Source organism: Mesorhizobium sp. CNPSo 4671 (assembly GCF_057784245.1).
Genome location: NZ_JBWLUW010000004.1, coordinates 596,631 through 620,663 on the forward strand (window position 1 = coordinate 596,631; position 24,033 = coordinate 620,663).

The window sequence follows — 24,033 nt, forward strand, 5'->3', positions numbered from 1 at the left end:
ATGGACATCACAGGAGGCAAACCCATGAAGCTCACAGATTTCAAAGCCCTGACTTTCGACTGCTACGGCACTCTGATCGATTGGGAATCCGGCATGATCGACGGCCTGAAGCCGCTGACCGAACGGGCCACCCGCAGCTTGAGCCGGAACGACATTCTCGAGGCGCACGCCCGGCACGAAGCCAGCCAGCAGAAATGGACGCCTGGGAAACGCTACCGCGACCTCCTGCCGATCGTCTACAAGCGACTTGCGGAGGAGTGGGGTGTCATCGTCACGCCCGAGGAATGCGTGGCGTATGGCGAAAGCGTGAAGGATTGGCCGGCTTTTGCCGACTCCGCTGAAGCCTTGCGATATCTCAAAAAGCACTACAAGCTGATCATCCTCTCCAACGTCGACAACAAAAGCTTCTCGTTCAGCAACAAGAAGCTCGGCGTGGATTTCGACGCGATCTATACCGCGGAAGATATCGGCTCCTACAAACCGTCCGACCGGAACTTCGACTATATGCTCGAAAAGCTCGGTACGATCGGGATAGAGAAGCGAGAGATCCTGCACACCGCGGAAAGCATGTTCCACGATCACGCTCCCGCCAACCGCTTCGGCCTGACATCGTGCTGGATCTATCGCCGGCATGCGGATCAGGGCTTCGGCGCCACAATGAACCCCGGCGACGTACCGACCGTGGATTTCCGCTTCGACAGCATGGCCGACCTGGCGAAGGCGCACGCGGAAGAATTGCGGGGCTGATATCCGAGCCGGCAGGCAGCCTAAAGCGCGTCGCGTTGAAACGGATTTATGCGACGCGCTTTGGATTTGTTTTTATGCATGTCGTTCTCCCAAAACCCAGGTCACTTTTGGGCGACATGCACTAGCGCGTGACAGCACGCGCCGGCGTCCCCGCCAGCTGCGCCCGCGCGTCCTTGATCGACGCGGCGTAGGTCACCAGTGGCCATCGCTCCCTTCCATGCGCTGGATGGTCGGAAGCGAAACACCTGCGCGCTCGGCGAGCGTCTTCTGGTCGATGCCGGCCAAGGCCTTGCGGCACGCATCTGCGCGGCAGTGATCATCGGCTGGACCCGCCTGATTGTCCATTTTTCCCGATACTTCCCGAAGGTTGCAGGCTAGGGTGTTGTCGATCTGGGGCAGGGGGTAACGCGGTTGACTGTTTTCAAGGCCTTAATGACATCGGCATGCTTGCTGTCGATGGTTCTGGCACTGGCAGGCTGTGGCGGACACCTCATCAACAGATTGATCTGAGCGCAAGCCCGGCGGTCAGGCGCCATCAGGCATCGTCGCTCACCACCTTGCGCCGCTGCAGAAGCCGCGCCGCCAACCAGCACAGCATCGCCCAGGCGAAGCCCGCGCACCAGCCTGCCAGCACATCGGACGGCCAGTGGACGCCGAGATAGATGCGGCTGATGCCGACCAGCACCGTTGTCAGCACGGCGAGCGACAAGACGTAGATCTTCGTCGCCCTTCCATGCACGAAGCGCGCCGCCAGCGAACCGAGCGTGAGATAGGTCACCGCCGACAGCATGGCGTGGCCGCTCGGGAAGGAAAGCGACGTCTCGCTGACCAGATGCGAAACGAGTTCGGGCCGGGGCCGGTCGACGCCGAGCTTCAGCAGGCTCGACAGAACCTGGCCGCCGGCCACCGCGACGAAGATGAGAAGCGCGGCCCCGGGCCTGCGGACCAACATGAGATAGATGACCATCGCCGCCGTGATCAGCACCAGCACGCTGGTGCTGCCGAGGCTGGTGATGTCGCGCACCGCGCCTTCCAGCCATGGCGGGCCTAAGGGAATGCCAGGCTGGCCCGCTTGGCGGAAGGCAAGCAGGATTTCGGTGTCGAAGGCGTGCGGCGTGGTGGCACGCGCCACCTCCATCAACTCCTCGAACCCCCACAGCCCGCCGGCGATGACCAGGCCGGCCAGCAAGACCGGGAATTCGATGCGGTTAAGCAAGGTGCTTGCGGTGTCTTTCATCGGGCCGGTGTCGCGGTCTTCATCTCGGTCAACGCCCCTGCAGATAGGGCCCGAGCGTGATCAGCGCCACTGCGGCGATCGCCAGCACGATGCCGCTGGCCTGCAGCGCATTGACGCGCTCGCCGAAAAACACCAGCGCCACGACGTTGACCGAGACCAGCTGGATGACCGCCGAGAGGCTGAACGACACCGACATGCCGAATTCGCGAATCAGCCGCAGCATGATCAGATTGCCCAGCGAATAGAGCGCGAGCGTCAAAAGGATCTTGCCCAGGCTCGGCGCCAGTCCCCACTGCTTGGCGGCGGTCGCCGCCAAAAGGAAGATCACCGTCGAAAAGCCAAGCTGCAGCAACCCAGAAAAACTCAACGTTCGTCCCCTTCAAAGCGGCTGCGCCGCATGTGCCGCGGACCTTGTTTCGCAAGCATGCCGACACGTCAAGCGACCTCGTTCTAACGAAGGCCTTGGCAACGGCAAGACTGAGGCTCAATGTACCGCTGTCGCCCGGCTGTCGATGGAGGGGGCGGTCAGGGGCTCATGATTCGTATTCTGCAGAACTTGGCGCGACGCTGGAGCGAGCTTTCCCTTGCCCTGCAATTCCTCGTTGCCGGCGGCTTTGGCCTTCTGGCCGTCATGCTCGTGGTGGGCTCCTGGGTGACGACGCAGATCCGGGATGGCGTCACCCGCAATTCGGCAGCCACGACGGCGCTTTATGTCGATAGCGTGATTGCGCCGCTGCTGCCCGATCTGCGCAAAAGCGAGGAGCTCAGCGACTCCGTCAAGCAGGCGCTCGACGAGACGCTCGGCCAGGGCGCGCTCGGCAAGCGCCTGGTCTCGTTCAGGCTCTGGCGACGCGACGGCACGATCCTCTATTCGAAGGACTCGGCTTTGACCGGCCGCCGCTTCGACCTGAACGGCCATCTGCGTTCCGCCTTCCAAGGCAGCGTCGTTGCCCAGTTCGACACGTTCGACGAAAACGAAGAGAAGGAGCGGTCCGCGGGCGTACCGTTGCTGGAGATCTACAATCCCGTTCGCGAGCCCTGGTCCGGCGAAGTGGTGGCCGTCACCGAATTCTACGAGGTCGCCAGCGATTTCAAGGCCACGCTGGCTTCCGCCCTGCTGTCGAGCTGGCTGGTCGTGGCCGGCACCACCTTGGCGGCCTTTCTGCTCTTGTCGGGCATCGTGCTGCGCGCCAGCCGCACCATCGACGATCAGCGCGGGGCGCTGCGCCGCCAGGTGGCGGAGTTGCAGGGGCTGGTGACGCAAAACAGCGCCTTGCGCCAGCGTGTGCAACGGGCGTCCCGCCGCGCCACCGCACTCAACGAACGATATCTGCGCCGGATCGGCGCCGACCTGCATGACGGACCGGCGCAGCTCGTGGCCCTGGCGGCGCTGCGCATGGACAGCCCGATCTTTTCCGGCGACGGTCATTGGGGCGAAAACCGTTCGACCGAGGTCGCGATGATCCGCAAGACGCTGGAGGATGCGATGCGCGAAATACGCGGTATCTGCACCGGCCTCGTGCTGCCGCAGATAGAGACGGCCGCCACGATGGACATATTGCGGCTGGCCGTTGACGAACATCAGCGCCGGACGGGAACGTCGGTGACGCTCACACTGCCCAGGCATTTGCCCGAACCCGGCGCCTCCGAGAAGATCAGCATCTACCGTTTCGTGCAGGAAGGGCTGAACAACGCCTATCGCCACGGGCGGGCCAAGGACCAGGCGGTGCGCGCCGGTATGAAGAGCGGCAGGCTTTTTGTCGAAGTATCGGATGGCGGGCCGGGCTTCGACCCGGCGCGGGTCGAGGGGCTGGGGCTCGCCGGCCTCAGGGAGCGGGTAGAAAGCATTGGCGGCCAGTTCCAGACCTTGACCGGAGCGCAAGGCACGCGATTGGTGATCAGTCTTTCGATCGAGGAGCAAGCATGATTGGGGTCATTCGGATTGCCATTGTCGACGATCATCCGCTGTTTCGTGAAGGTGTGACGCGCAGCCTGTCGGAGATCGGAGGCTTCGAGATCGTCGGCGAGGGGGCGACGGCGCAGGACGCCGAACGCATCGCCTCGACGGTGCAGCCCGACATATTGCTGCTCGACATCTCCATGCCGGGCGGCGGCCTGGCCGCGGTTGCAAGCATCCTTACCGACCATCCCGCACAGAAGATCGTCATGCTGACCGTTTCGGAGGCCAATGCCGATGTAACCAAGGCCCTGAACGCAGGAGTGCAAGGCTATATCCTCAAGGGTGTCGGGTCGCGCGCACTCGCCGACATCCTGCACAACGTGGCGGCCGGCGAGAGCTATCTGACGCCGACGCTGTCGGCGCGGCTGCTTTCCGATCTCCAGTCGCCGCACCCTGCCGACGGCGTGGCGGATCGGTTGCGGCATTTGACCGAACGACAGACGGAAATCCTGCGGCTGGTGGCGGAAGGCCTCAGCAATAAGGAGGTTGCCTTGCGCCTGGAGCTGCAGGAGAAGACGGTCAAGCACCACATGACCGGGGTGCTGTCGAAACTCCACGTGCGAAACCGCACTGAGGCGGCTCTCATGATGCGCGAGCTGCGTGATCGGGACAAGAACCGCCCCTAAGGCATGCATAAAGACAAAAATCCAAGGCGCGTCGCATGAATCTGTTTCAACGCGACGCACTTCAGGCCATCGCGGCGAGGGTCGGACAAAAAAGTCACCTCCGCCGGGGGCGGTGGAGGTGATTTGTGAAGCTGGTCGTTGCCTGTTGACCAGCCTCACAAGGCCTTCAGACGGCTGACATCGGCTGGCGTGGCCCGGCGGTCGATGATCGTGCGACCCAGCGCATCCTGCATCCTGAAACGGCCGTTCTCGATCTTTTCGGTCATGCCGTCGGGATGCGTGACCGTGATCCTATTACCGCTCACCTCGACCTTGTCGCCGGTCGTTGCGTTGACATGGGTGGCGCCTTGGTCGTTCTGGCCCTTGCCGTCATCCGTTCCGGAATTGCCGCCGTTTCCATTCCCGTTGCCGTTGTTGCCGCCACCGCTGTTGCCACCGCTGTTGCCGCCGCTGTTACCGCCGCCGTTGCCACCGCTGTTGCCACCGCCATTGCCGCCGCCGTTACCGCCGCCGCCGCCGCCATTACCACCACCGCCGCCGCCGCCATTACCACCATTGGCGGCCTGTGCTGACGCGGCGTCGATTCCGGGGGCGGATCCGTGCAGGGAAATTCGATAGGGAACGAAGGTCAGCGCCAGGGCAGCCGCCGAAACGAGCGTCAGCCGGCGACACCGGGCCGTGATCGATCCGTGCATCCCTGATCTCCGTCGATTGAGCCGGCGCGCCCACCCCAACGTTGCAACCGCAACATCGCCGAAAGATGTAGTGACCGGAAGCGACCTCCGACCGTTGCGTTTGTCCTCCAGGACCTTTGCAAGCGCAAGATTGGACCAAAGTCCGATGTCGTGCGTGACAAGTCGCCTCGCCCGGGGCATTGGTGCTTGTATGATGTCACGAAAATGTGATCGGCCTGACGTAAGGGGTCGAACAGGCAACAAGCTCCAGCCACTCCAAGCCAGAGGCCCTCATGACCGAACATCGCTCCCCCGACGCCCGATTCCGCACCAGCCTGCTCGAGGAAAACGAAGGACCGGCCATCAACCCCACCGACAACCGCACCATGGGCGATATCATCGCCGCGCGGTTCTCGCGCCGGGGTTTCCTGAAGGGATCACTCGCCGTCTCGGCGATCGCCGCCACCGTCAGCCCGCTGGCCATGATCGCCGCCGACGATGCCCGCGCCGCGGAAGGCTCCGCCTTCAAATTCGACGAGCTCGAGGCCGGCATCGACGACAAGCACCACGCCGCGCCGGGCTATGACGCCGACGTGCTGTTGCGCTGGGGCGATCCGCTGTTTGCCGATTCACCGGAGTTCGACCCGACGAAACAGTCGGCGGAGGCGCAGGCCAGGCAGTTCGGCTACAACAATGACTATATCGGCTATATCGCGATCGACGGCTCGGCCGAGCACGGGCTGCTGGTGGTCAACCACGAATACACCAACCCGCATCTGATGTTCCCCGGCATCGTTTCGATCGTCGAGAAGGACGGGAAGAAGAAGGCCGAGGTCGCCCCGCTCTCGAAGGAGCAGGTCGATGTCGAGATGGCGGCGCATGGCGGCACCATCGTCGAGATCCGCAAGCAGGGCGGCAAATGGCACGTGGTGCGTGACGGCAAGCTCAACCGCCGCATCACCGCCACCACCGAAATGGCGCTCTCCGGTCCGGTCGCCGGCCATGACCGCGTCAAGACCAATGCCGATCCGTCCGGCACCAAGGTGTTCGGCACTTTCAACAATTGCGCCGGCGGCGTCACGCCCTGGGGTACCTATGTGATGGCCGAGGAGAACATCCACGGCTATTTCTCCGGCGAACTGCCGGAAGGCCACGAGGAAGCCGCCAACTACAAGCGGCTCGGCATTCCGGAAGGCGCCTATGAATGGGGCGCGCATTACGACCGCTTCAACCTCGCCAAGGAGCCGAACGAACCCAATCGCTTCGGTTGGATCGTCGAGGTCGACGTCAACGACCCGACCTCGACGCCGAGGAAGCGCACCGCCATGGGCCGCTTCAAGCATGAGGGCGCCGAATCGATCGTCGCCAAGGACGGCCGCGTCGTCTTCTATCTCGGCGACGACGAACGCTTCGACTATGTCTACAAATTCGTCACCAAGGGCACCTTCAACGCCAACGACCATGCCGCCAACAAGGACCTGCTCGACGACGGCACGCTGCATGTCGCCAAATTCGCCGAGGACGGCACGGTCGACTGGCTGCCGATCGTCTTCGGCCAGGGACCGCTGACGGCGGAAAACGGCTTTGGCAGCCAGGCTGACGTGCTGATCGAGACGCGCCGTGCCGCCGATCTGCTCGGCGCCACCAAGATGGACCGGCCCGAGGACATCCAGCCCAATGGGGTCAACGGCAAGGTCTATGTCATGCTGACCAACAATTCGAAGCGCAAGGCCGACCAGGTCGATGCAGCCAACCCGCGCGCCGAAAATGCTTTCGGCCACATTATCGAGATCACCGAGACCGACGGCGATTTCACCGCCACCAAGGGCAAATGGGAAGTGCTGCTGAAATGCGGCGATCCCTCGGTTGCCGATGTCGGCGCCACCTTCTCGACGGCGACGACGGCCAATGGCTGGTTCGGCATGCCCGACAATTGCGCGGTCGATTCGGCCGGGCGCCTGTGGGTCGCCACCGACGGCCAAGGCCCGAAGGCCACCGGCCGCACCGACGGCCTATGGGCGGTCGACACGGAGGGGGCTGCACGGGCGACCTCAAAACTGTTCTTCCGCGTGCCGATCGGCGCGGAAATGTGCGGCCCGCTGTTTGCACCGGATGACCAGACCGCCTTCGTCGCCGTTCAGCATCCGGGCGATGGCGGCGAGGATTGGGAAGGTTTCGGCCGCCCGTCCTACTATGAGGATCCGTCGACCCGCTGGCCCGACTTCAAGCCCGACATGCCGGTGCGGCCGTCGGTCGTCGCCATCACCCGGCAAGGCGGCGGCAAGATCGCGGTGTGATCTCAGGCCGGTTTGCAGCCTTGGAGGGGTTTCGGTTCCCGAACGCCCCTCCTTCGCGACATGAAGCCCATTCAAGCTCCGGGAAAGATTGGTAATTTACAGGTGGCGCCCTAACTCCTCCTTCAGGAGACCGCCATGTCGAAGTCCGTCTATGATCGTGGCCTGCTCAAGCCCGCCGATATCGCCAGGCTGCAGCGTGTCTTTGACGAAGCCTGCCTCAAGCGCGAAGCTCATCCCGATTCGCCGCAAGCGCGCGAAATCGCCCTGACCTTGCTCGCGCTCCACAATGCCGGAATGGTCGACGAGGAGATGCTGACGGACGCCGTCGGTTTCCGCCGTCTGGAGCCGAAATCGGCCTGAGATGGAAGAGCCGTTTCCAGCCGCTATCCAGGACGTTGGACAACAGCCACATTGATCGCGCTTCGCAATTTGAAGCCGATGGATTCGTACAACTTTATCGCGCCGGCGTTGGTGGCGTAGGCGTGCAGGTAGGGTACCTCGCCGCGTGCGAAAATCTGGTTGGCCACGAACAGGGACAAGAGCCGGCCGAGGCCGCCGCCGCGGACATCCGGATGCGAGCAGACGCCGCTGAGCTCGCTGTAGCCGGGCTGTTTCATGCGCTCGCCGGCCATCGCCACCAGCTGTCCGCCGGCCTTCACGCCCCAGAAGTCGCCAAGGCTCAAGGCTCCAGACGTGAATGGGCCGGGCTTGGTGAGCGACGCCAGGGCCACCATTTCCGCCACGTCGTCTTGCGTCAGGCGTTGCACGCGCTCGTCCGACACCACCTGTAACGGTGCCTCGGCAACCATCTGCACGGCGGCGGCGGTCGAGATTGCCGAGAGGCCGGCCGGAAGGGCAATGGGGTCGGCCTGGGCCATGATGACGCTGTCACCGGGGCCGACAAGGTCCGCGAAGGCCTGCAAGCTTTCGGCATCGTCGGCGGCGGTGGCGGCAAAAAGGGCGAATGACGGCGAATAGCGCCTGGCGAGCTCGCCACCTTGCGCGAGGGCTTGATGGCGCGTCGCCAGCGCGCTCCAGACGGGCCGGTCGAGGACATGTTTCATTGGCCGATACCCTTTTTGACACGACGATCGAGCGGAGCCGTGACCAGCCCCTCCTCGATGGCCGCGAGTTGATCGAGAAGCGGCCCAGAAAGATCCCGGCACAGATCCGCGACGGCGTTTTCGATGCGCGGCCACACATCCCGTTTCGCCACATCGACCAGGCGCCGGCCCTTGCCGGTCAGCGAGACCATCCGCCGCCGCTGGTCATCTTGTGACTGAATGGTTTCGACCAGCCCCAGCTCGGCCAGAAGCGCCACACTCCGTGTCACGCCCGGCTGTGTCAGCCCGAGCGATTGCGCCAGTTCGCCGATGGCCAGGGGGCCGAGCCTGTCAAGAGCGGCCAGCAGGGGGTACTGGCTCGACTGAAGCGGAACCTCCAGGCCGTCGAGCAGCTGTTGCGCATCGGCCTGCAACTGCTCGCCAATGCGCTTCAGCCGGCTGCCGAGGCAGAGATAGCCAAGCGATCGGACAACGTCTTCCATCGTCATTTTCCGCGATAATTCGTAACATGTTATATAACATGGCATATAAAGTGTCAAAAGCGGCCATATGCTTGTCGCCCGCCTCCGCGATCAAATCAGCGTGAAGCGCCAGCTCGCTGGCGGCCGGCACCGGCGATCCGCCTGGCGATCGCCTTGCCCAGGATGGCGGCATTGGCAAAGCAGCCGCGAATGCTCGGCCGCATGCCGGTGAACCACAGGCCGGGCAGTTTCGGGTCGGCGACACCGCCATTGAAGAGCGGGACGCCCTTGCTGTCGAGCACGCCGAGATTGCCGACCATGCGCTCCAGCCCGGTGCGGTAGCCCGTCGCGGCAATGACGATGTCGGGATCGATCAGGCTGCCATTGGCCAGGATCACGCCATCGCGGGTGAATTCCCGTATCGCCCGCACCACGGTGATCTTGCCCGATTTGATGGCGTCGACGGCGCCGTCATCCGCGGCGATCGCGGTGTAGTCCGAGGTCAGGCGGCTGGCGCCGCCCGACGGCGCGGGCGGCATGCCGAATTTGGTGAGATCGCCGAAAACCAGGCGCTGCGTCGCGGCGATCGCCGCATCGGCGACGCGTAGCGGCAAACGCGCCATGAGCGGCGAAAGCCGGTGCACGGCGATCTTGCCGATGCGCTTGGGCAGAAGGGCTGGGCCATTGCGGGCCGACAGCCAGAGAGAAGCCACATCCACCCCGGCCAGATGATTGAGGGCATCGAAGCCCGAATTGCCGGCGCCGACGACCAGCACCTTCTTGCCGGCATAGGCCTTGGCGTCGCCAAAATCCGCCGAATGGATGATCCGGCCCGCGAAGGCCTCCATGCCCTTCCACTGCGGCGTGAAGGGTTCCTTGTCGCGGCCAGTGGCTACGATGACATGACGCGCCAGGCGCGAGCCGGCGCTGGTGCGCACCGCCCAATGGTCGCCCCGGAACACGAGGGTCTCGACAGCGACGCCGAACTCCACCGGGAGCCGGTTCGCGTCGCGGAAATCGTTCATATGGCGGATAACGACGTTGCGGTGCGGAAAGGCTGGCGTATCCACGGGAAAGGAAAGGCCGGGCAGCGCCGAGAGATCGCGATGGGTGTTGAGATGCAGTTGCTGGTGCCGCCGATGCCAGGGCTCGGCCAGCCGGCTCTCCTTTTCCAGGATCGCCACCGGCACGCCGGCCTTGATCAAAGCCTGCGCGACAGCCAGTCCGGCGGCGCCGGCGCCAATGACGATCGCCGGCTCGACTGCCACCATCTGCTTCATCATCGGTCCGGTCGTCGTATCAGCCATTAACTCTTAAAACCCATTCAACCACCCCAGCATCCCGACAGGCTCGCAGGACGCTGTAACCGTTTGATCGCGCGCAAACCCATACAGCAGATCGGTGCCGATTGCCGAGGCCTGTGCCGAGCCGCTTGCGCTCCAGAGCATTCCGCCGCCAGGCGCAAACAACTCATCGCGTAAATGCGGCCAAAACAACGACATGCAGCGGATTATCCGCTTCTGTCGGAAACCATGCAGCCCTATATGGCATATCGGCGGCATCGACGATAATCAGGTCGCGGCAATGTGATTGATTCGAGTTCCGGGGGCTGGCGGATCTCGTTACCGACGCAGGAATTCGAAACCGCAGCGATTTCGGCTTCCCGCGAAAAATCAAGGCGCCGTGGCGCGTCCAGCGTGTCGAAAGGCACGTCGCGCCACAGACGGCACGCGGAATCTCGACCATGCCCTCCTTGCGGATCTATTTCGACAAAATCCTCGAGGGCGCCTCGCCCAAGGTCGAGCGCCAGGCGCTGACGCATGTCGAACGCCTGGCGATTGTCCGCCGCCATGGCGACTTCTCGCTCGCCTATTCCAGTGCCGTACAGCACAAGCTGTCCTATTTCGGCGACACCGACGGCTACATCGCCTTCGGCACCAAGATGAAACATCATTTCGCGCTCGGTGACCCGGTGGCGGCGCCGGCCCGGCGGCCCGACTATATCAGGCGCTTCGTCGAGACCGCCGGCGACCCGTGGTTCGTGCAGATCGGCGAGGACACCGCGCGCGTGCTGGCCGGGCTCGGCTACAAGGTCAACCGGCTGGGCATCGACACAAGACTCCCCCTGCCCGAGCATGATTTTTCCGGCAAGCGCAACGAGACCGTGCGCTATTCCGAGCGCTGGCTCTTGAAGAAGGGCTTTTCGTTTGAGGAAGACAAGCGGACGGTATTCCTCGACGAGATCGCCCGGCTGTCGGAGAACTGGCGCGGCGACCGCATCGTCAAACGCTGGGAAATGGGCTTTCTCAACCGCCCGTTCTACGATCAACTCGGCACCGACATGCGCCGCTTCGTCTTGCATGGTCCCAATGGCGAGCTGATCGCGCTGCTCGATTTCGATCCGTTGTTTCGCGACGGCAAGGTCATCGGCTACACCACCGCCTTCAAGCGCAAGCACATCGATGCCTCGCCGCACGCCGAGATCGGCCTGACCAAATTCGCCGTCGACCGGTTTCGCGAAGAAGGCATCTCGGTGGTCACGCTCGGCCTGTCGCCGCTCGTCGACGTGACCCCCAGCGGATTTGCCGAAAGCGATTTCTGGCGCAACGCTTTCCAGCGCGCCTACTCTTCGCCATGGGTCAACCGCCGCCGGTTCAACCTGCAGGGCCAGGCGGCCTTCAAGCGCCGCTTCCACGGCGTGGAAGAGCCGGTCTACATCGCCTTCCGCAAGGGGACCTATATCGAGATGCTGGGACTGCTACGGCTGGTCAAGGCGATTTGAGCTCTACAGGACTTGGGTTCCTCGCCCCCACTCCCGTCTACGCCTATGCACACTTCCTTGATTGGCGTGACTGATCGACGCGAGGCTTGATTGCCACGTGGTTCCCCCAATCCGTCGCTGCTTCGCAGCGCCACCTTCCCCCCTCCGGAGGGAAAGGAAGGGAGCGTTGCTGGACGGGCGTAGAAAGCAAAAAAGCTTGGCGCCTTTCCTCTACCCCGTCGATCGGGGGTCCGAAGGACGGGCGAGACCCATGGCTCGCCCCGGCAGGTGGCTCGGCGAAGCCGAGACGGAGTGGGGGGCGGCCAGCGCAGCATAAGACAATGCATGCGCCAAACTGCCATGCACGCTATCGCCAAAGACCAGCCGCGTCAGTTCCGCAGCCGGTAGCCCGTCCTGAAAATCCAGGCGACGATGGCGATGCAGACGGCCAGGAAGACCAGCGTCATGCCGAGGCTGATGCCGACCGAGACGTCGGCCTTGCCGTAGAAGCTCCAGCGGAAGCCGCTGATCAGGTACACGACCGGGTTGAACAGCGTGATCGTCTTCCAGATGCCGGGCAGCATGTGGATCGAATAGAAGCTGCCGCCGAGGAAAGTCAGCGGTGTGATGATCAAGAGCGGCACCAGCTGCAGCTGCTCGAAACTTTTCGCCCAGATGCCGATGATGAAGCCGAACAGACTGAAGGTCACCGCCGTCAGCACCAGGAAGGCGACCATCCAGAACGGATGCAGGATGGTGAGCGGCACGAACAGCGAGGCGGTGGCGAGGATGATCAGGCCGAGGATGATCGACTTGGTCGCGGCACCGCCGACATAGGCGATGACGATCTCCAGATAGGACACCGGCGCCGACAGCAATTCATAGATCGAGCCGACGAATTTCGGGAAATAGATGGCGAAGGAGGCGTTGGAGATCGATTGCGTCAGAAGCGACAGCATGATCAGCCCCGGCACGATGAAGGCGCCATAGCTGATGCCGTCGATCTCGGTGATGCGCGAGCCGATGGCCGAGCCGAAGACGACGAAATAGAGCGATGTCGAGATAACAGGCGAAATGATGCTCTGCAGCACGGTGCGGAAGGCCCGCGCCATCTCGACCCGGTAGATCGCCCAAACTGCACGGAAATTCATGGCCGCACGAAGGTTCATGGCTCTCTCCTCACCAGATTGACGAAGATCTCCTCGAGCGAACTGTTTTGCGTGTCGATGTCGCGGAACTGGATGCCGCCGGCCTCGAGATCGCGGATCAGCGAGGCGACGCCCGGCCGCTCGGCCTGGTTGTCATAGGTGTAGGTCAGCTGCCCGCCATCCGGCGACAGCTCGAGTGCGTAGCGCGAAAAGGCCTCCGGGATGGCCGTCAGCGGATTGCGCAGTTCCAGCACCAGCCGCTTGCGGCCGAGCTTGCGCATCAACTCGGCCTTGTTCTCGACCAGGATGATCTCGCCGCGATTGATGACGCCGACGCGGTCGGCCATCGCCTCGGCTTCCTCGATATAGTGGGTGGTGAGGATGATGGTGACGCCATCCTCGCGCAACCGGCGCACCATCTCCCACATGTCCTGGCGCAGCTCCACGTCGACGCCGGCGGTCGGCTCGTCGAGGAACAGGATGCGCGGCTCGTGCGACAGCGCCTTGGCGATCATCAGCCGCCGCTTCATGCCGCCCGACAGCGTGATCGCCTTGGCGTCCTTCTTGTCCCACAGCGAGAGGTCGCGCAGCACCTTCTCGACGAAGCCATGATTAGCCGGCTTGCCGAACAGGCCGCGGCTGTAATTGACCGTCGCCCAGACGCTCTCGAAAGCGTCGATGGTCAGCTCCTGCGGCACCAGGCCGATCAGGCTGCGCGCGGCGCGGTAGTCCTTGGAGATGTCGTGACCATCGACGGTGACGGTGCCGGTCGAGCGGTTGACGATGCCGCAGACGATCGAGATCAGCGTCGTCTTGCCGGCGCCGTTCGGCCCAAGCAGCGCGAAGATCTCGCCGCGCTGGATGTCGAGATTGACTTCCTTGAGCGCGGCGAAGCCGGTGGCGTAGGTCTTGGAGACCCCGGAAATGGACAGAATGGAGGGCATGGGCTGAAAACGGCTGCCTGAAAGAGGTTCCCTGGTATAGGCCGAATGTCGGTGCGCGCAACCGGAAGTCAATGGCGCTGCTGACAGTTCTGGACAGCCAGTGCCGGACGGCTGGAGATGTGCCGCATGAACCGGTAAAATTGTCCTGTGGCGTTCAGCCTCGCGGCAGGACGCCGCTTTGACCTGAACCGGCTTCGGGCCTATCGTTTGCGAATACTTGCAGCGCCGGAGCCCACCATGGACCCGCTCATATTGTCGCGCATCCAGTTCGGCGCGAATATTTCGTTTCATATTCTGTTTCCGACGATCACCATTGCACTTGGCTGGGTGCTGCTGTTCTTCAAGCTGCGCTACAACGCGACCAACGATTCCGCCTGGATGCGCGCCTATTTCACCTGGGTGAAGGTGTTCGCGCTGTCCTTCGCCATGGGCGTCGTCTCCGGCGTCACCATGAGCTTCCAGTTCGGCACCAACTGGCCGGGCTATATGGAAAAGGTCGGCAACATTGCCGGGCCGCTGCTGGCCTACGAGATCCTCACCGCCTTCTTCCTCGAAGCGGCCTTCCTCGGCATCATGCTGTTCGGCTTCCGCCGTGTGTCCAACCGCGTCCACACGCTGGCAACGGTGCTGGTCGCCGGCGGCACCACGCTGTCCGCCTTCTGGATCATCGCGCTGAATTCCTGGATGCAGACGCCGGCCGGCTTCGAGATGATCGACGGCAAGGCGCATGCCGTCGACTGGTGGGCCGTCGTGTTCAACCCGTCCATGCCCTACCGCCTCGTCCACATGCTGCTCGCCTCCGGCCTGACGGTGTCGTTCCTCATCGCCGGCCTGTCGGCGCTGCGCTACCTCAGCGGCGACCGCTCGGAATCGATGTGGAAGGCGCTGCGCACCGGTGTCTTCACCGCGGCGATCCTGATCCCGATCCAGATATTCGCCGGCGACCAGCATGGGTTGAACACGCTGCAACACCAACCGCAGAAGATCGCCGCCATGGAGGCCAACTGGACCACCGGCCCCAACGTGCCGCTGGTACTGTTCGCGCTGCCCGACGAGGCCGCCAAGGAAAACAAATTCGAGATCGCCATCCCCGACGGCGCCAGCCTGGTGCTGCGGCACTCGACCAGCGGCGTGGTGCCCGGCCTGGACGCCTATCCCGGCAACCATCCGCCGGTCTTTCCGCTGTTCTGGAGCTTCCGCATCATGGTCGGCACCGGGCTGTTGATGCTCGCCGTCTCCTGGTCCGCCGCCTTCTTCCTCAAGCGCCGGCACAGCCTGCCAAAGCCGCTCGCCATGCTGATGGTGCCGATGGCACTGTCGGGCTGGCTGGCGACGCTGGCCGGCTGGTACACGACCGAGATCGGCCGTCAGCCCTGGCTGGTGACGGGCGTGCTGAAAACCGCCGACGCCGTCGGTCCGGTGGCCGGCGGCCATGTCGCCCTGACGCTCGCCGTCTATCTCATTCTCTATGTGCTGTTGCTGATCGCCTATCTCGGCGTGCTGGTGCATCTGGCGCTGAAGGCGGCCAAGGATGGCGACACCTCGCCGCTGCCAGGCGTTATGAAGACGGCCATGTCGCAGCCAGCGGCCGGGGAGTAAGAAAATGACCTTCGACTGGCCAACCCTGCTGCCCCTCATCTTCGCCGGCCTGATGGGGCTCGCCATTCTGATCTACGTCATCCTCGACGGTTTCGACCTCGGCATCGGCATCCTGTTCGCCGTGGCCGAGGATAGCGAACAGGACACGATGATCGCGGCGATCGGTCCTTTCTGGGATGCCAACGAGACCTGGCTGGTGCTGGCCGTCGGCCTGCTGCTGGTCGCGTTCCCGATGGCGCATGGCGTCATTCTGACCGCACTCTACATTCCGGTCTTCGTGCTGCTGGTCGGCCTGATCCTGCGCGGCGTTGCCTTCGATTTCCGCGCCAAGGTGCCGAGCGGCAAAAAGCATCGCTGGAACCGCATCTTCTTCCTGGGTTCCGTCATCGCCTCGCTGGCGCAAGGCTATATGCTGGGCGTCTATGTGCTCGGCCTCGATGTCGGCCTGGGCGGCATGGCGTTCGGCGTGCTGGTGGCGTTCTGCCTGGCCGCGGCCTACGCGGCGATGGGCGCTGCCTGGGTGATCTACAAGACCGAGGGCGAGCTGCAGAAGAAGGCGGTGCGCTGGCTGCGCACCACGCTGGTGTTGACCGCGCTCGGCATGGCGGCGGTGTCGCTGGCGACACCCTTCGCCAGCCCGCGCATCTTCGACAAATGGTTCGTCTGGCCGGAAATGCTCTATCTCTCGCCGCTGCCGATCCTGTCGGCGCTCTTGTTCCTGTGGCTGTGGCGGCAGACCTTCCATCTGCCGAGGCCCGACGACCGCCATGCGCTGACGCCGTTCCTGACGCTGGCCGCCATCTTCGCACTCGGCTTTGCCGGTCTCGCCTGGTCGTTCTACCCGTTCGTGGTGCCCGATAAATTGACCATCTGGCAGGCGGCGTCGGCGACCGAAAGCCTGGCCATCATCCTGGCCGGCACCGTGGTGGTGCTGCCGATCATCATCTTCTATTCCTTCTATGCCTATCGGGTGTTCGGCGGGAAGGCGACGGATCTGACCTACGACTGAGCCGACAGCCTTCCCAACATCGTCATCCCTGGGCGAAGCAGGAGCGAAGCTCCGTCGCGGAGACCCTGGGATCCATGCCGCGACGTTGATCGAAGGGTGCAGCGGAGCAGAATTCTGCACCGTAGCGGCGCTCAGGAGTCGCGGCATGGATCCTCGGGTCTGCGCCGCGTCGCTTCGCTCCTTGCTCCGCCCGTGGATGACGAAGCGATGGCTGTTTCCGCCAATCGCCAAGGCACGAGGTCCATCAAAACCAGCTACCCGCGCCCGCGACTTCAAATCAATCCTGAATCACGCGCTGCCGCCGTGGCCTCGCCGCGCGAGACGGCATCGAGCTTGCCCAGCACCGCCGAGACATGGTGATCGACCGTCTTGGGCGAGATGGCGAGATGCTCGGCGATGCGCTTGTTGGACAGCCCGCGCTCGATCAGCTGCAGCACCTCCATCTGGCGCTGGGTGAGGCCGGCGCTGTTGGCGCGCGTGGTGCGGCGCGGCCCGCGGGCGATGTGGATGACCCCGTTTTGCCGCATAATGTCGCGCACATGGCTTGCGACCGGCCGGGCACCGAGTGCTTCGAAAATCTCCAGCGCCGTCCGCTGCGCGGCCTCGTCACCCTGGGCGAGCGCCAGCGCGCGTTCGTACGGCGCGTCCAGGTTCGCCCACGCGTCCGCCGCCCCCCGCCAGTCATCGGCCAGCAGCATCCGGTAGGGCGCGGCCATGCCGGCGATGTCGCCAGGATCGATATCGGGCGCCAGCAGCTGCCGCCAGCCAGCCAGTTCGGCGAAGACCGCCCGCGTCGGCGACAGGCTCTCGGCAACGCCGATCAGCCGCAGCGCTTCGTCCTTGTCCGCCTCCCCGAGCCAGGCCTGCTCGGCAACCACCGCCGCGTAGGCCAACAGCCGCTGCAGTTCGGCGCCCCTTTCCAGGAATTGCTTCATCTCCACCAGCAACGGCTCGGCGGAGGGGTCGCCACGACGCACTCTTAGCCGCGACAGCGCCACGAGGGCCGGATAGCGCACAAGGGCGGCGGCATGCGTGCCGGTGAGGACTTCGAGCGCTTCGGCGCCGGCTTCGTCCCACCGGCCATGGCGCAGCAGCAATTGCGCCCGCACGCCGCGCATATAGTCGCGCCAGGTCGCGAGGTCGTTCTCGACGCAATAGTCGATGCCCCGATCAAGGAAGGATTGAGCCTGGCTGTAGCCCAGCTGATTCATTTCACCGCAAGCACAATTGGTGAAGGCACGCGCGGCATGCTCCTGAAAATTCTGCTCAAGCGCTATTTCCAGGCTGCGGGCGAGATGCAGCCGCCCGCTGTCCTGATCCAGCCACTGCTCGGCGGCGCCGACATTGTTGAGCGCGTGGCAGACGATGTCCGGCCGGTTCGCCGCTTCGGCGAGCTCGATTGCCCTGGCGCCAAGCGACAAAGTCTCGTCGAGCCGTTCGGCCAGCATCGCCAGCTGCGAGAGGTTGGAATAGGCCATGGCCAGTTCCGGCCCAGCCGGCGCGGTCTCGAGCAGCGCCACCGCCTCTGCGCCGAACGTGTCGGCGGCCTGGCGGTCGCCCATCAGATAGGCGAAGCGCGACAGGCAGCGCAGGCTGTCGCCCTCCTTCAGCACATTGCCCAGGGCCTGTTGCAGCGCGCGCGCCTGTTGCTGCGCCTTGATCGCCTCGTCGATGCGGCCGATCAGATGGCACTCGAAGGCGTATTGCTCGTATAGCCCGGCGCGCTCGTCTTCAGGCAATCTATCGGCCTGGCGCAGGGCGACCTCGTAATAGCCGGCGGCGTCGCGATGGGCGCCGACGCGGGAGGCCTCGCGGGCGGCGACCGGCGCCAGTTCGCGCACCGTCTCCAGATTGTGCGCCTCCACCGCGTGATGGACCAGCCGCGCGGTGGCGATGTCACCCCTTTCGAGCAACGCCGACAGAGCACGCTGGTTGAATTGCCGCCTGTGGCTGGTGGTCAGCATCGTCTCGATGGCGCGGCGGGCGATCTCGTGGCGGAAAGCATAGGCATCGCCGAGATCGTCGAGCAAGCCATTGGCGACGCATTCCGCCAACTGGCCGGCGCTGGCCACGCCGCACAGGCCGGTCAAGGCCCAGGCGTCGGCGCGCCTGGGAAACACCGACACCGCGTCGAGCATCGCGCGGGCGCCGGCCGACAGGCGCTCGGCGCGCGCCAGCACCGCATCGCGCACGCTGGCCGGCAGCGCCGCTTCATTTTCGGCGCTCAACAGTTCGGTGACGAAAAAGGCGTTGCCGGCGGACGCCCGGTAGATGGCATCGCCGTCCCGGCCAGCGCTGGCTGCAAGCGACAGCACCGCCGCTTCGCTGAGCAGCGGCACGTCGATGCGCGCGATATTGCCGGCCGGGATTTCACCCAGTGCCCGGCGCACGCGCATCTGGCCCTCGCTGCGGTCGGTGCGCGCCGTCAGAAGCAGGAGGATGTGGGTGTTGGCGATGCGCCGGCCGAGAAAGCGGACGAAGTCGAGCGTCGCGTCATCGGCCCAGTGCAGGTCCTCGATCACCAGCAGCGTCGTGCCCGTTCTCGCCTCGAAGACATCGAGCGCGTCGGAAAACAGCGGCAGCCGTTCTCCCCGGCGCGCGGCGACCGCCTGCGGCATCGCCCATTGCGCCTCGCGGGCGAGATCGTAGAGCGGCCCGAGCGGATCGGGGATCGACAGATCCTCGCAGGCGCTGCGGAAGATATGCGCGCCTTGGCCGGCAGCGCCGGTAAAGGCCTCGACTAGCGCCGACTTGCCGGCGCCCGCCTCGCCGGATAGCGCCACCACGCGGCCGCGGCCATTCGCGGCCTCGGCGAGAAGTTCATCCAGCTGCTCCAGCTGTGTCTGCCGTTCCAGAAGCATCGTCATACGCTCGGACAGGGATTGTGTTTCGACGTTTCCCCAGACATCCGCCACGAGCGTCCAGGAGCATGACCAGAAATGTGACCCTCCACATATTCCGGTGCGACTTCACACATAACGCCGCCATTATAGGGAATCTTCCCACAAAACATAGGGAAAGGCTCCGATGCGCGCCGTCGGCGAGCATGATCAATGTCCAGCCGCGCTCAAATCGAGCGTGAAACAATGGAAAAGGGAACTTGATATGCCTCGCTATGTGGTTGAACGCACATTTCCCAACGGCCTCAGCGTGCCGATGAACGATGCCGGCGCCGACGCGCTGGGCGGTGTCATCATGCGCAATGCCGAAAAAGGCGTGACCTGGGTGCAGTCCTTCGTGTCGCCCGACAAGAAGCAGAGCTTCTGCATCTACGACGCGCCCTCGCCGGAAGCGATCCGCAGCACGGCCCAGAAAAACGCCCTGCCGGTCGACAAGATCACGGAGGTGCGGGTCCTTGACCCTTACTTTTACCGTTGATCCCGACAATGACCATCCAGCTGCCCTTCGCGGCGATGGCCGCTTGCCTGACAGCGCGTCCAGCGCGGTGTTGGCGGGTTCGAGACCAGTCGGACGAGGCCCGTTACTGGGCCGGATTCTCCGGCGGCTTGCCTCGCTGCTGTTCGCACCATTGCGCAAGAGGCGGCGCCGGTTGCCTCCGCAGGACGACTATCTGAGACGCGACATCGGCCTGCCGGAGCTCGAGAAGCTGCCGAACTACTGGGATTTCACCCGGTACCACTGACAGCCATCGACTTCGCAGCGGGAGCGGCTGCTTCCGCGCATCAACAACGAGGAGAGAAAATGAACATCCATGTGTGGACCAAGCACCTCATCAACCTGTCGATCCTGTCGATCGCGGCCACGGCGGCGAATGCCAATGGCACGCTGGATGAGAAGGTGCGGGCAGCCAACAGCCGTTTCGAGAATGTGGCGATGGCCACCGCCGAAGGCTACGCGCCGATCCCCTGTGCCAGCGGCATCACCGGCGGCGCCATGGGCATCCATTACGTCAACGCGGCCTACCTGAAGGACGACGCCGTCGACCTCGCAAAGCCGGAGGCCGTCATGTACGAGCCGATGGCTGACGGCACACAGAAGCTGGTGGCCGTCGAATACATCACATCGAAAGGTCCGGCCTCGCTGGAAGGGCAGCTGTTCAACTTCAACAGCGCGCCCAACCGTTATGGCCTGGGCGCCTTCTATGAGCTGCATGTCTGGGCCTGGAAGAAGAACCCGACCGGCACCTTCGCCGACATGAACCCCGACGTGTCGTGCGATGCGATGAAGGCCATGTAACCGGCTGGGCAGGCGGGGCGCGTACCCGGGATACGCGCCCCTTCTCGCACTCAATTGCTGGCCGACAGCACCAGCACCGGCTTGTCGCTGTACAGCGCCGGGAACAGCTGCTTCAGGTTCGCCACCTTGGGCAGGTCGTTGTAGACAATGTAGGGATAGGTCGGGTTCAGCGTCAGAAAGTCCTGGTGGTAGTTCTCGGCCGGGTAGAAGGTCTTGCCGGTCTCGATCGTGGTGACGATCGGCGCCGGATAGAGCTTGGCCTTGTCGAGCTGCTCGATGTAGCTCTGCGCAATCTTCTGCTGCGCGTCGTTTTCGGCAAAAATCGTCGAGCGGTACTGGGTGCCGGAATCCGGTCCCTGGTAGTTCAGCTGGGTCGGATTGTGGGCGACCGAGAAATAGACCTGCAGCAGCTGGCCGTAGGTGACCTTCGAGGGGTCGTAGGTGATCTCGACGGATTCGGCATGGCCGGTCCGGCCGGTGCCGACTGTCTCGTAGACGGCGTCATCCTTGGCGCCGCCGGTGTAGCCGGAGACGGCCTTGCTGACGCCCTTGACGTGCTGGAACACGCCTTGCACGCCCCAGAAGCAGCCGCCGGCGAAGATCGCCGTCTCGCTGCCCGCGGCCGCTTTCTCGTCCATTGCCGGCGGCGGGATCACCACCGCGTCCTCGGCCGAGCGCGCCGGGGTTTGCCATAAGGCCGCCGCCGCCACCGCCGCAAAACCGAGTACGGCCAGCGCGCCGCGGGCAAAGAACGGCCGTGTCTTTTCGATACCGGTCATGTTCTGATCTCCTGTTGTTGTTCCAATATATACGATCCAAGCCGCCAAGAGGTTCTCACTTTGCCGTGCGGGCGGCTCCTGTCGTCGGCGCTCCCCCTCATCCGGCCCTTCGGGCCACCTTCTCCCCGGTGGGGAGAAGAAAAGTTGGCGCCGGCGCTGACGATCTCCTCTCCCCGCTGGGGGTCCGAAGGACGGGCGAGACAAGCGGCTCGCCCCGGAACGGTCAGCCGAGCGAAGCGATGAGGGGCAGCCGGCCTGGCTTACTGCGCCGGAGCCATCGCGTCCGCCGCCGGCTTCATCGCGTCGGTGGCCGGCTTCATCGCGTCGGCCGCAGGCTTCATCGCATCGGCAGCGGGCTTCATCGCATTGGTGGCCATCGGGTCGGCAGGCTTCATCGCGTCGGTCGCGGGCTTCATGGCATCCGTGGCCGGCTTCATGGCGTCGGTCGCCATCGCGTTGGCGGGCTTCATGGCGTTGGTCGTGTCGTCGGCACGGGCGCCGGCGACGAAAACGGCGGCCGAAAGCGCGAAGGCGAGCGCCGGCAGGGTCAGGTACTTGGTCATGGTCGTCTCCTTGGGTTTTGGCGCGCGGAAGCGGGCCGGGTGATGCGTTGCCGCTGCATGCGGCCCCGCGCGAAGGGAAAGAAAAATCAGTTGGTGGCGGCGGCGAGGATCGGTCCGCCGCCCGGCGATTGCACCAGCACGGCGGTGCTGAAGCCACCGGTCGCGGCGGGCAGCGCGTAGGCGGTGGCGTCGCCGGTCCAGCTGCCGAGTTTCGTCAGCGCATGGACGACATTGGCATGCGGCAGGGTGCGGCCGGTGTTTTCGCCGCGCGCCACCGGCACCTGCACGACGCCCTTGGCATAGCGCACCAGCCAGACATCGGCCTTGCCGCCCGGGGCGGCGCCGGCGCCGATCGCGACCTTGCCGCCCTCGAGCGACAATGACGGACCGCCGGTCTTGGCCGTCGCCGCGATCAGATGCTCGATCTCGCCGGGTGCGGCGCCGACGACATCGGCATGGGCGTTGACCACGACTTGCGGCGTGAACGGCCCGTCATGGCCGAGCGGCGGTTCGTAGGAAACCTGGCGCTGGGTGAATTCCTGTTTGCCGAACGTGTCCTTCCAGCCGAGATAATCCCAGTAGGTGACGTTGAAGGACAGCGCCAGCACGCCGGGCTGGTCCTTGACCTTGATGAGATTGGCGTTGGCCGGCGGGCAGGACGAGCAGCCCTGGCTGGTGAACAGCTCCACGACGCTGAGCGGCTGCGCGGCAGCGACACCGAGCGAGGCAGCGAGCGCAAGGGCGCCCAGGCTGGACAATGCGGCGAATGTTCTGGCTCTCGGCATCGGCTGGCTCCGTGTGGGGCGGCGCTGAGATGCGCCGGTCATTCCCCCACTTCGCTGCCGCTTGCCGCTTCGTTACAGCGCTCACCGGTTTGTGATCATGGCCCCAAGCCTACGCGAGCGGGCCAAACCGCCACAGCGAGGTGTAGTGCATGATCGGCCGCTCGAAGCTTGCGCCTTCAGCGACAAATCGCTTTCCCGCGTCCAGCATGGGCTGGAAGGTATCGAGTTGCCGTGCGTGCTCCAGCGTGTCCCAGACACTGGTGTTGATCAGCGACAGCGTCGCCTCGTCCGCGCCGGCGTAGAAGAGGAGCAAACCCGGCATGGCCTCGATGCCGGGCCGCAGCGCCGCCTCGGCCTCCAGCATCATCTCTCGCAAGGTAGCAAACTTCGGGGCATCACATCGCAAGATGGATACGCGCGTCACGGGGTCGGACATCGGATTCTTCTCCAGGGGCTGATGTAACGCAGGCTAGGTCATGCCGACCCAGGCCGCCAATAGCCGGCCTCATCAAGATTGAGTGCGCATTGAGCGCGCTTTCCCTTCTCCCCTTGTGGGAGAAGGTGGATCGGCGCGCAGCGCCGAGACGGATGAGGGGTGTTCCAGCGGAGTGAGGCGTTGAAGTTTTCTGGTTCGGTTCGCTGTTGACGTACCGCCAAGCTGGAACACCCCTCATCCGACCTCGCTTCGCGAGGCCACCTTCTCCCGCAAGGGGAGAAGGAAGAGGCGCCATCATCGCCAAGGCTGGAGACTCGTATCCCGCACATAGGCGATAATGGTGTCGCAGACAGCGTTCATGTCTCTCAAGACATCGTCATTCCAGAAACGCAGAACACGAAAGCCCTTCGCCTCCAGTTCGGTCTTGCGGATCCGGTCCGTATCCGACTCCGCATGCTGGCTGCCATCGATCTCGATGATCAGCCGAGCCTCGGGGCAAACGAAATCGGCAATGTATTTTCCGATAGGGGCCTGGCGCCTGAATTTTATCCGGTCGAGCCTGCGGTCGCGCAGCTCCTGCCAAAGCTTGCCTTCCGCTTCCGTCATCTCGCGCCGGAGCGAACGGGCAAATTTGCGCTTGGCGGGGGTGACGGGTTGATGCGGCATGGCGCCAGATTAGCCGGGCCCGGCGCTCCGTCCAGCCATCCGTCTCGGCGCTGCGCGCCGATCCACCGCCCGGGCGAGTC

The 24,033-nt window shown here is 64.3% G+C and carries 24 protein-coding genes and 1 pseudogene; 10 read left to right on the forward strand and 15 right to left on the reverse strand.

The window, feature by feature from the left end:
* Positions 1-24: 24 nt before the first annotated feature.
* Positions 25-747, forward strand: coding sequence for a haloacid dehalogenase type II (locus AC04SF_RS14955; RefSeq protein ID WP_488478612.1), 723 nt, complete (start codon positions 25-27; stop codon positions 745-747).
* Positions 748-948: 201 nt separating this feature from the next.
* On the opposite strand, the pseudogene AC04SF_RS14960 reads toward AC04SF_RS14955, so the two are convergent.
* The 3 genes and pseudogenes from AC04SF_RS14960 to AC04SF_RS14970 all read right to left on the reverse strand — a co-directional run.
* Positions 949-1,067: pseudogene (locus AC04SF_RS14960) on the reverse strand (helix-turn-helix domain-containing protein); the annotation flags it as partial.
* 215 nt (positions 1,068-1,282) lie between these two features.
* Complete coding sequence (locus tag AC04SF_RS14965) at positions 1,283-1,984, reverse strand: phosphatase PAP2 family protein (protein WP_488478429.1); 702 nt, start codon at positions 1,982-1,984, stop codon at positions 1,283-1,285.
* A 28-nt stretch (positions 1,985-2,012) separates the two neighbouring features.
* Positions 2,013-2,351, reverse strand: coding sequence for a hypothetical protein (locus tag AC04SF_RS14970; protein ID WP_027054900.1), 339 nt, complete (start codon positions 2,349-2,351; stop codon positions 2,013-2,015).
* Between the two features lie 168 nt (positions 2,352-2,519).
* Between AC04SF_RS14970 and AC04SF_RS14975 the strand changes: the two genes are divergently transcribed.
* Positions 2,520-3,911 carry a sensor histidine kinase gene (locus AC04SF_RS14975; RefSeq protein ID WP_096452070.1) on the forward strand — a complete coding sequence of 464 codons (1,392 nt, stop codon included), beginning with the start codon at positions 2,520-2,522 and terminating at the stop codon, positions 3,909-3,911.
* Positions 3,908-4,570 carry a response regulator gene (locus AC04SF_RS14980; RefSeq protein ID WP_488478430.1) on the forward strand — a complete coding sequence of 221 codons (663 nt, stop codon included), beginning with the start codon at positions 3,908-3,910 and terminating at the stop codon, positions 4,568-4,570. Before AC04SF_RS14975 ends, AC04SF_RS14980 begins: the two co-directional genes overlap by 4 nt.
* Before the next feature lie 155 nt (positions 4,571-4,725).
* Here AC04SF_RS14980 and AC04SF_RS14985 read toward each other — a convergent pair whose 3' ends face one another.
* Complete coding sequence (locus AC04SF_RS14985) at positions 4,726-5,265, reverse strand: hypothetical protein (protein WP_488478431.1); 540 nt, start codon at positions 5,263-5,265, stop codon at positions 4,726-4,728.
* Between the two features lie 272 nt (positions 5,266-5,537).
* Here AC04SF_RS14985 and AC04SF_RS14990 point away from each other — a divergent pair, with 272 nt between their 5' ends.
* Together AC04SF_RS14990 and AC04SF_RS14995 are read left to right on the forward strand one after the other, a co-directional pair.
* Positions 5,538-7,541, forward strand: a complete 2,004-nt coding sequence (locus tag AC04SF_RS14990) for a PhoX family protein (protein ID WP_488478432.1) — start codon at positions 5,538-5,540, stop codon at positions 7,539-7,541.
* A 135-nt stretch (positions 7,542-7,676) separates the two neighbouring features.
* The gene (locus tag AC04SF_RS14995) at positions 7,677-7,901 is read left to right on the forward strand and encodes a hypothetical protein (protein ID WP_095202837.1); all 225 of its coding nucleotides are present in this window, start codon (positions 7,677-7,679) and stop codon (positions 7,899-7,901) included.
* Between the two features lie 23 nt (positions 7,902-7,924).
* Here the strand turns inward: AC04SF_RS14995 and AC04SF_RS15000 are convergent, their stop codons facing one another.
* From AC04SF_RS15000 to AC04SF_RS15010, 3 genes are all read right to left on the reverse strand, one after another.
* Complete coding sequence (locus AC04SF_RS15000) at positions 7,925-8,605, reverse strand: GNAT family N-acetyltransferase (RefSeq protein WP_096452062.1); 681 nt, start codon at positions 8,603-8,605, stop codon at positions 7,925-7,927.
* Positions 8,602-9,087, reverse strand: coding sequence for a MarR family winged helix-turn-helix transcriptional regulator (locus AC04SF_RS15005; RefSeq protein ID WP_488478433.1), 486 nt, complete (start codon positions 9,085-9,087; stop codon positions 8,602-8,604). The genes AC04SF_RS15000 and AC04SF_RS15005 overlap by 4 nt, the downstream gene beginning before the upstream one ends.
* Positions 9,088-9,182: 95 nt before the next feature.
* Complete coding sequence (locus tag AC04SF_RS15010; RefSeq protein ID WP_488478434.1) at positions 9,183-10,373, reverse strand: flavin-containing monooxygenase; 1,191 nt, start codon at positions 10,371-10,373, stop codon at positions 9,183-9,185.
* A 437-nt stretch (positions 10,374-10,810) separates the two neighbouring features.
* Here AC04SF_RS15010 and AC04SF_RS15015 point away from each other — a divergent pair, with 437 nt between their 5' ends.
* On the forward strand, positions 10,811-11,848 hold the full coding sequence (locus AC04SF_RS15015; protein ID WP_202352087.1) for a phosphatidylglycerol lysyltransferase domain-containing protein: 1,038 nt from the start codon (positions 10,811-10,813) through the stop codon (positions 11,846-11,848).
* Positions 11,849-12,216: 368 nt separating this feature from the next.
* On the opposite strand, the gene AC04SF_RS15020 is transcribed toward AC04SF_RS15015, so the two are convergent.
* Both AC04SF_RS15020 and AC04SF_RS15025 read right to left on the reverse strand, forming a co-directional pair.
* Positions 12,217-12,978, reverse strand: a complete 762-nt coding sequence (locus AC04SF_RS15020) for an ABC transporter permease (protein WP_488478613.1) — start codon at positions 12,976-12,978, stop codon at positions 12,217-12,219.
* 14 nt (positions 12,979-12,992) lie between these two features.
* Positions 12,993-13,919: an ABC transporter ATP-binding protein gene (locus tag AC04SF_RS15025; protein ID WP_488478435.1), complete on the reverse strand. Its 927-nt coding sequence runs from the start codon at positions 13,917-13,919 to the stop codon at positions 12,993-12,995.
* 237 nt (positions 13,920-14,156) lie between these two features.
* Between AC04SF_RS15025 and AC04SF_RS15030 the strand changes: the two genes are divergently transcribed.
* Entirely contained in the window at positions 14,157-15,518 is a 1,362-nt protein-coding gene (locus tag AC04SF_RS15030) for a cytochrome ubiquinol oxidase subunit I (RefSeq protein WP_488478436.1), read from the forward strand.
* A gap of 4 nt (positions 15,519-15,522) precedes the next feature.
* Positions 15,523-16,527, forward strand: coding sequence for a cytochrome d ubiquinol oxidase subunit II (locus tag AC04SF_RS15035; RefSeq protein ID WP_488478437.1), 1,005 nt, complete (start codon positions 15,523-15,525; stop codon positions 16,525-16,527).
* Between the two features lie 272 nt (positions 16,528-16,799).
* Here AC04SF_RS15035 and AC04SF_RS15040 read toward each other — a convergent pair whose 3' ends face one another.
* Positions 16,800-19,388 (reverse strand): ATP-binding protein, encoded by a 2,589-nt coding sequence (locus AC04SF_RS15040; protein ID WP_488478614.1) that lies wholly within the window; start codon positions 19,386-19,388, stop codon positions 16,800-16,802.
* Between the two features lie 166 nt (positions 19,389-19,554).
* On the opposite strand from AC04SF_RS15040, the gene AC04SF_RS15045 reads away from it, so the two are divergent.
* Complete coding sequence (locus AC04SF_RS15045; protein ID WP_244661913.1) at positions 19,555-19,905, forward strand: DUF4242 domain-containing protein; 351 nt, start codon at positions 19,555-19,557, stop codon at positions 19,903-19,905.
* A gap of 324 nt (positions 19,906-20,229) precedes the next feature.
* The gene (locus AC04SF_RS15050) at positions 20,230-20,724 is read left to right on the forward strand and encodes a hypothetical protein (protein ID WP_488478438.1); all 495 of its coding nucleotides are present in this window, start codon (positions 20,230-20,232) and stop codon (positions 20,722-20,724) included.
* Positions 20,725-20,774: 50 nt separating this feature from the next.
* Here the strand turns inward: AC04SF_RS15050 and msrA are convergent, their stop codons facing one another.
* The 5 genes from msrA to AC04SF_RS15075 form a co-directional block, all read right to left on the reverse strand.
* A complete protein-coding gene (gene msrA / locus AC04SF_RS15055) occupies positions 20,775-21,503 on the reverse strand; it encodes a peptide-methionine (S)-S-oxide reductase MsrA (RefSeq protein ID WP_488478439.1) in 729 nt (242 codons plus the stop codon).
* 260 nt (positions 21,504-21,763) lie between these two features.
* On the reverse strand, positions 21,764-22,066 hold the full coding sequence (locus AC04SF_RS15060; protein ID WP_488478440.1) for a hypothetical protein: 303 nt from the start codon (positions 22,064-22,066) through the stop codon (positions 21,764-21,766).
* Between the two features lie 86 nt (positions 22,067-22,152).
* On the reverse strand, positions 22,153-22,851 hold the full coding sequence (locus AC04SF_RS15065; protein ID WP_488478441.1) for a DUF1223 domain-containing protein: 699 nt from the start codon (positions 22,849-22,851) through the stop codon (positions 22,153-22,155).
* A 109-nt stretch (positions 22,852-22,960) separates the two neighbouring features.
* Positions 22,961-23,287 (reverse strand): hypothetical protein, encoded by a 327-nt coding sequence (locus AC04SF_RS15070; RefSeq protein ID WP_488478442.1) that lies wholly within the window; start codon positions 23,285-23,287, stop codon positions 22,961-22,963.
* 294 nt (positions 23,288-23,581) lie between these two features.
* Positions 23,582-23,953 carry an endonuclease domain-containing protein gene (locus AC04SF_RS15075; RefSeq protein WP_488478443.1) on the reverse strand — a complete coding sequence of 124 codons (372 nt, stop codon included), beginning with the start codon at positions 23,951-23,953 and terminating at the stop codon, positions 23,582-23,584.
* Between the last annotated feature and the right edge of the window lie 80 nt (positions 23,954-24,033).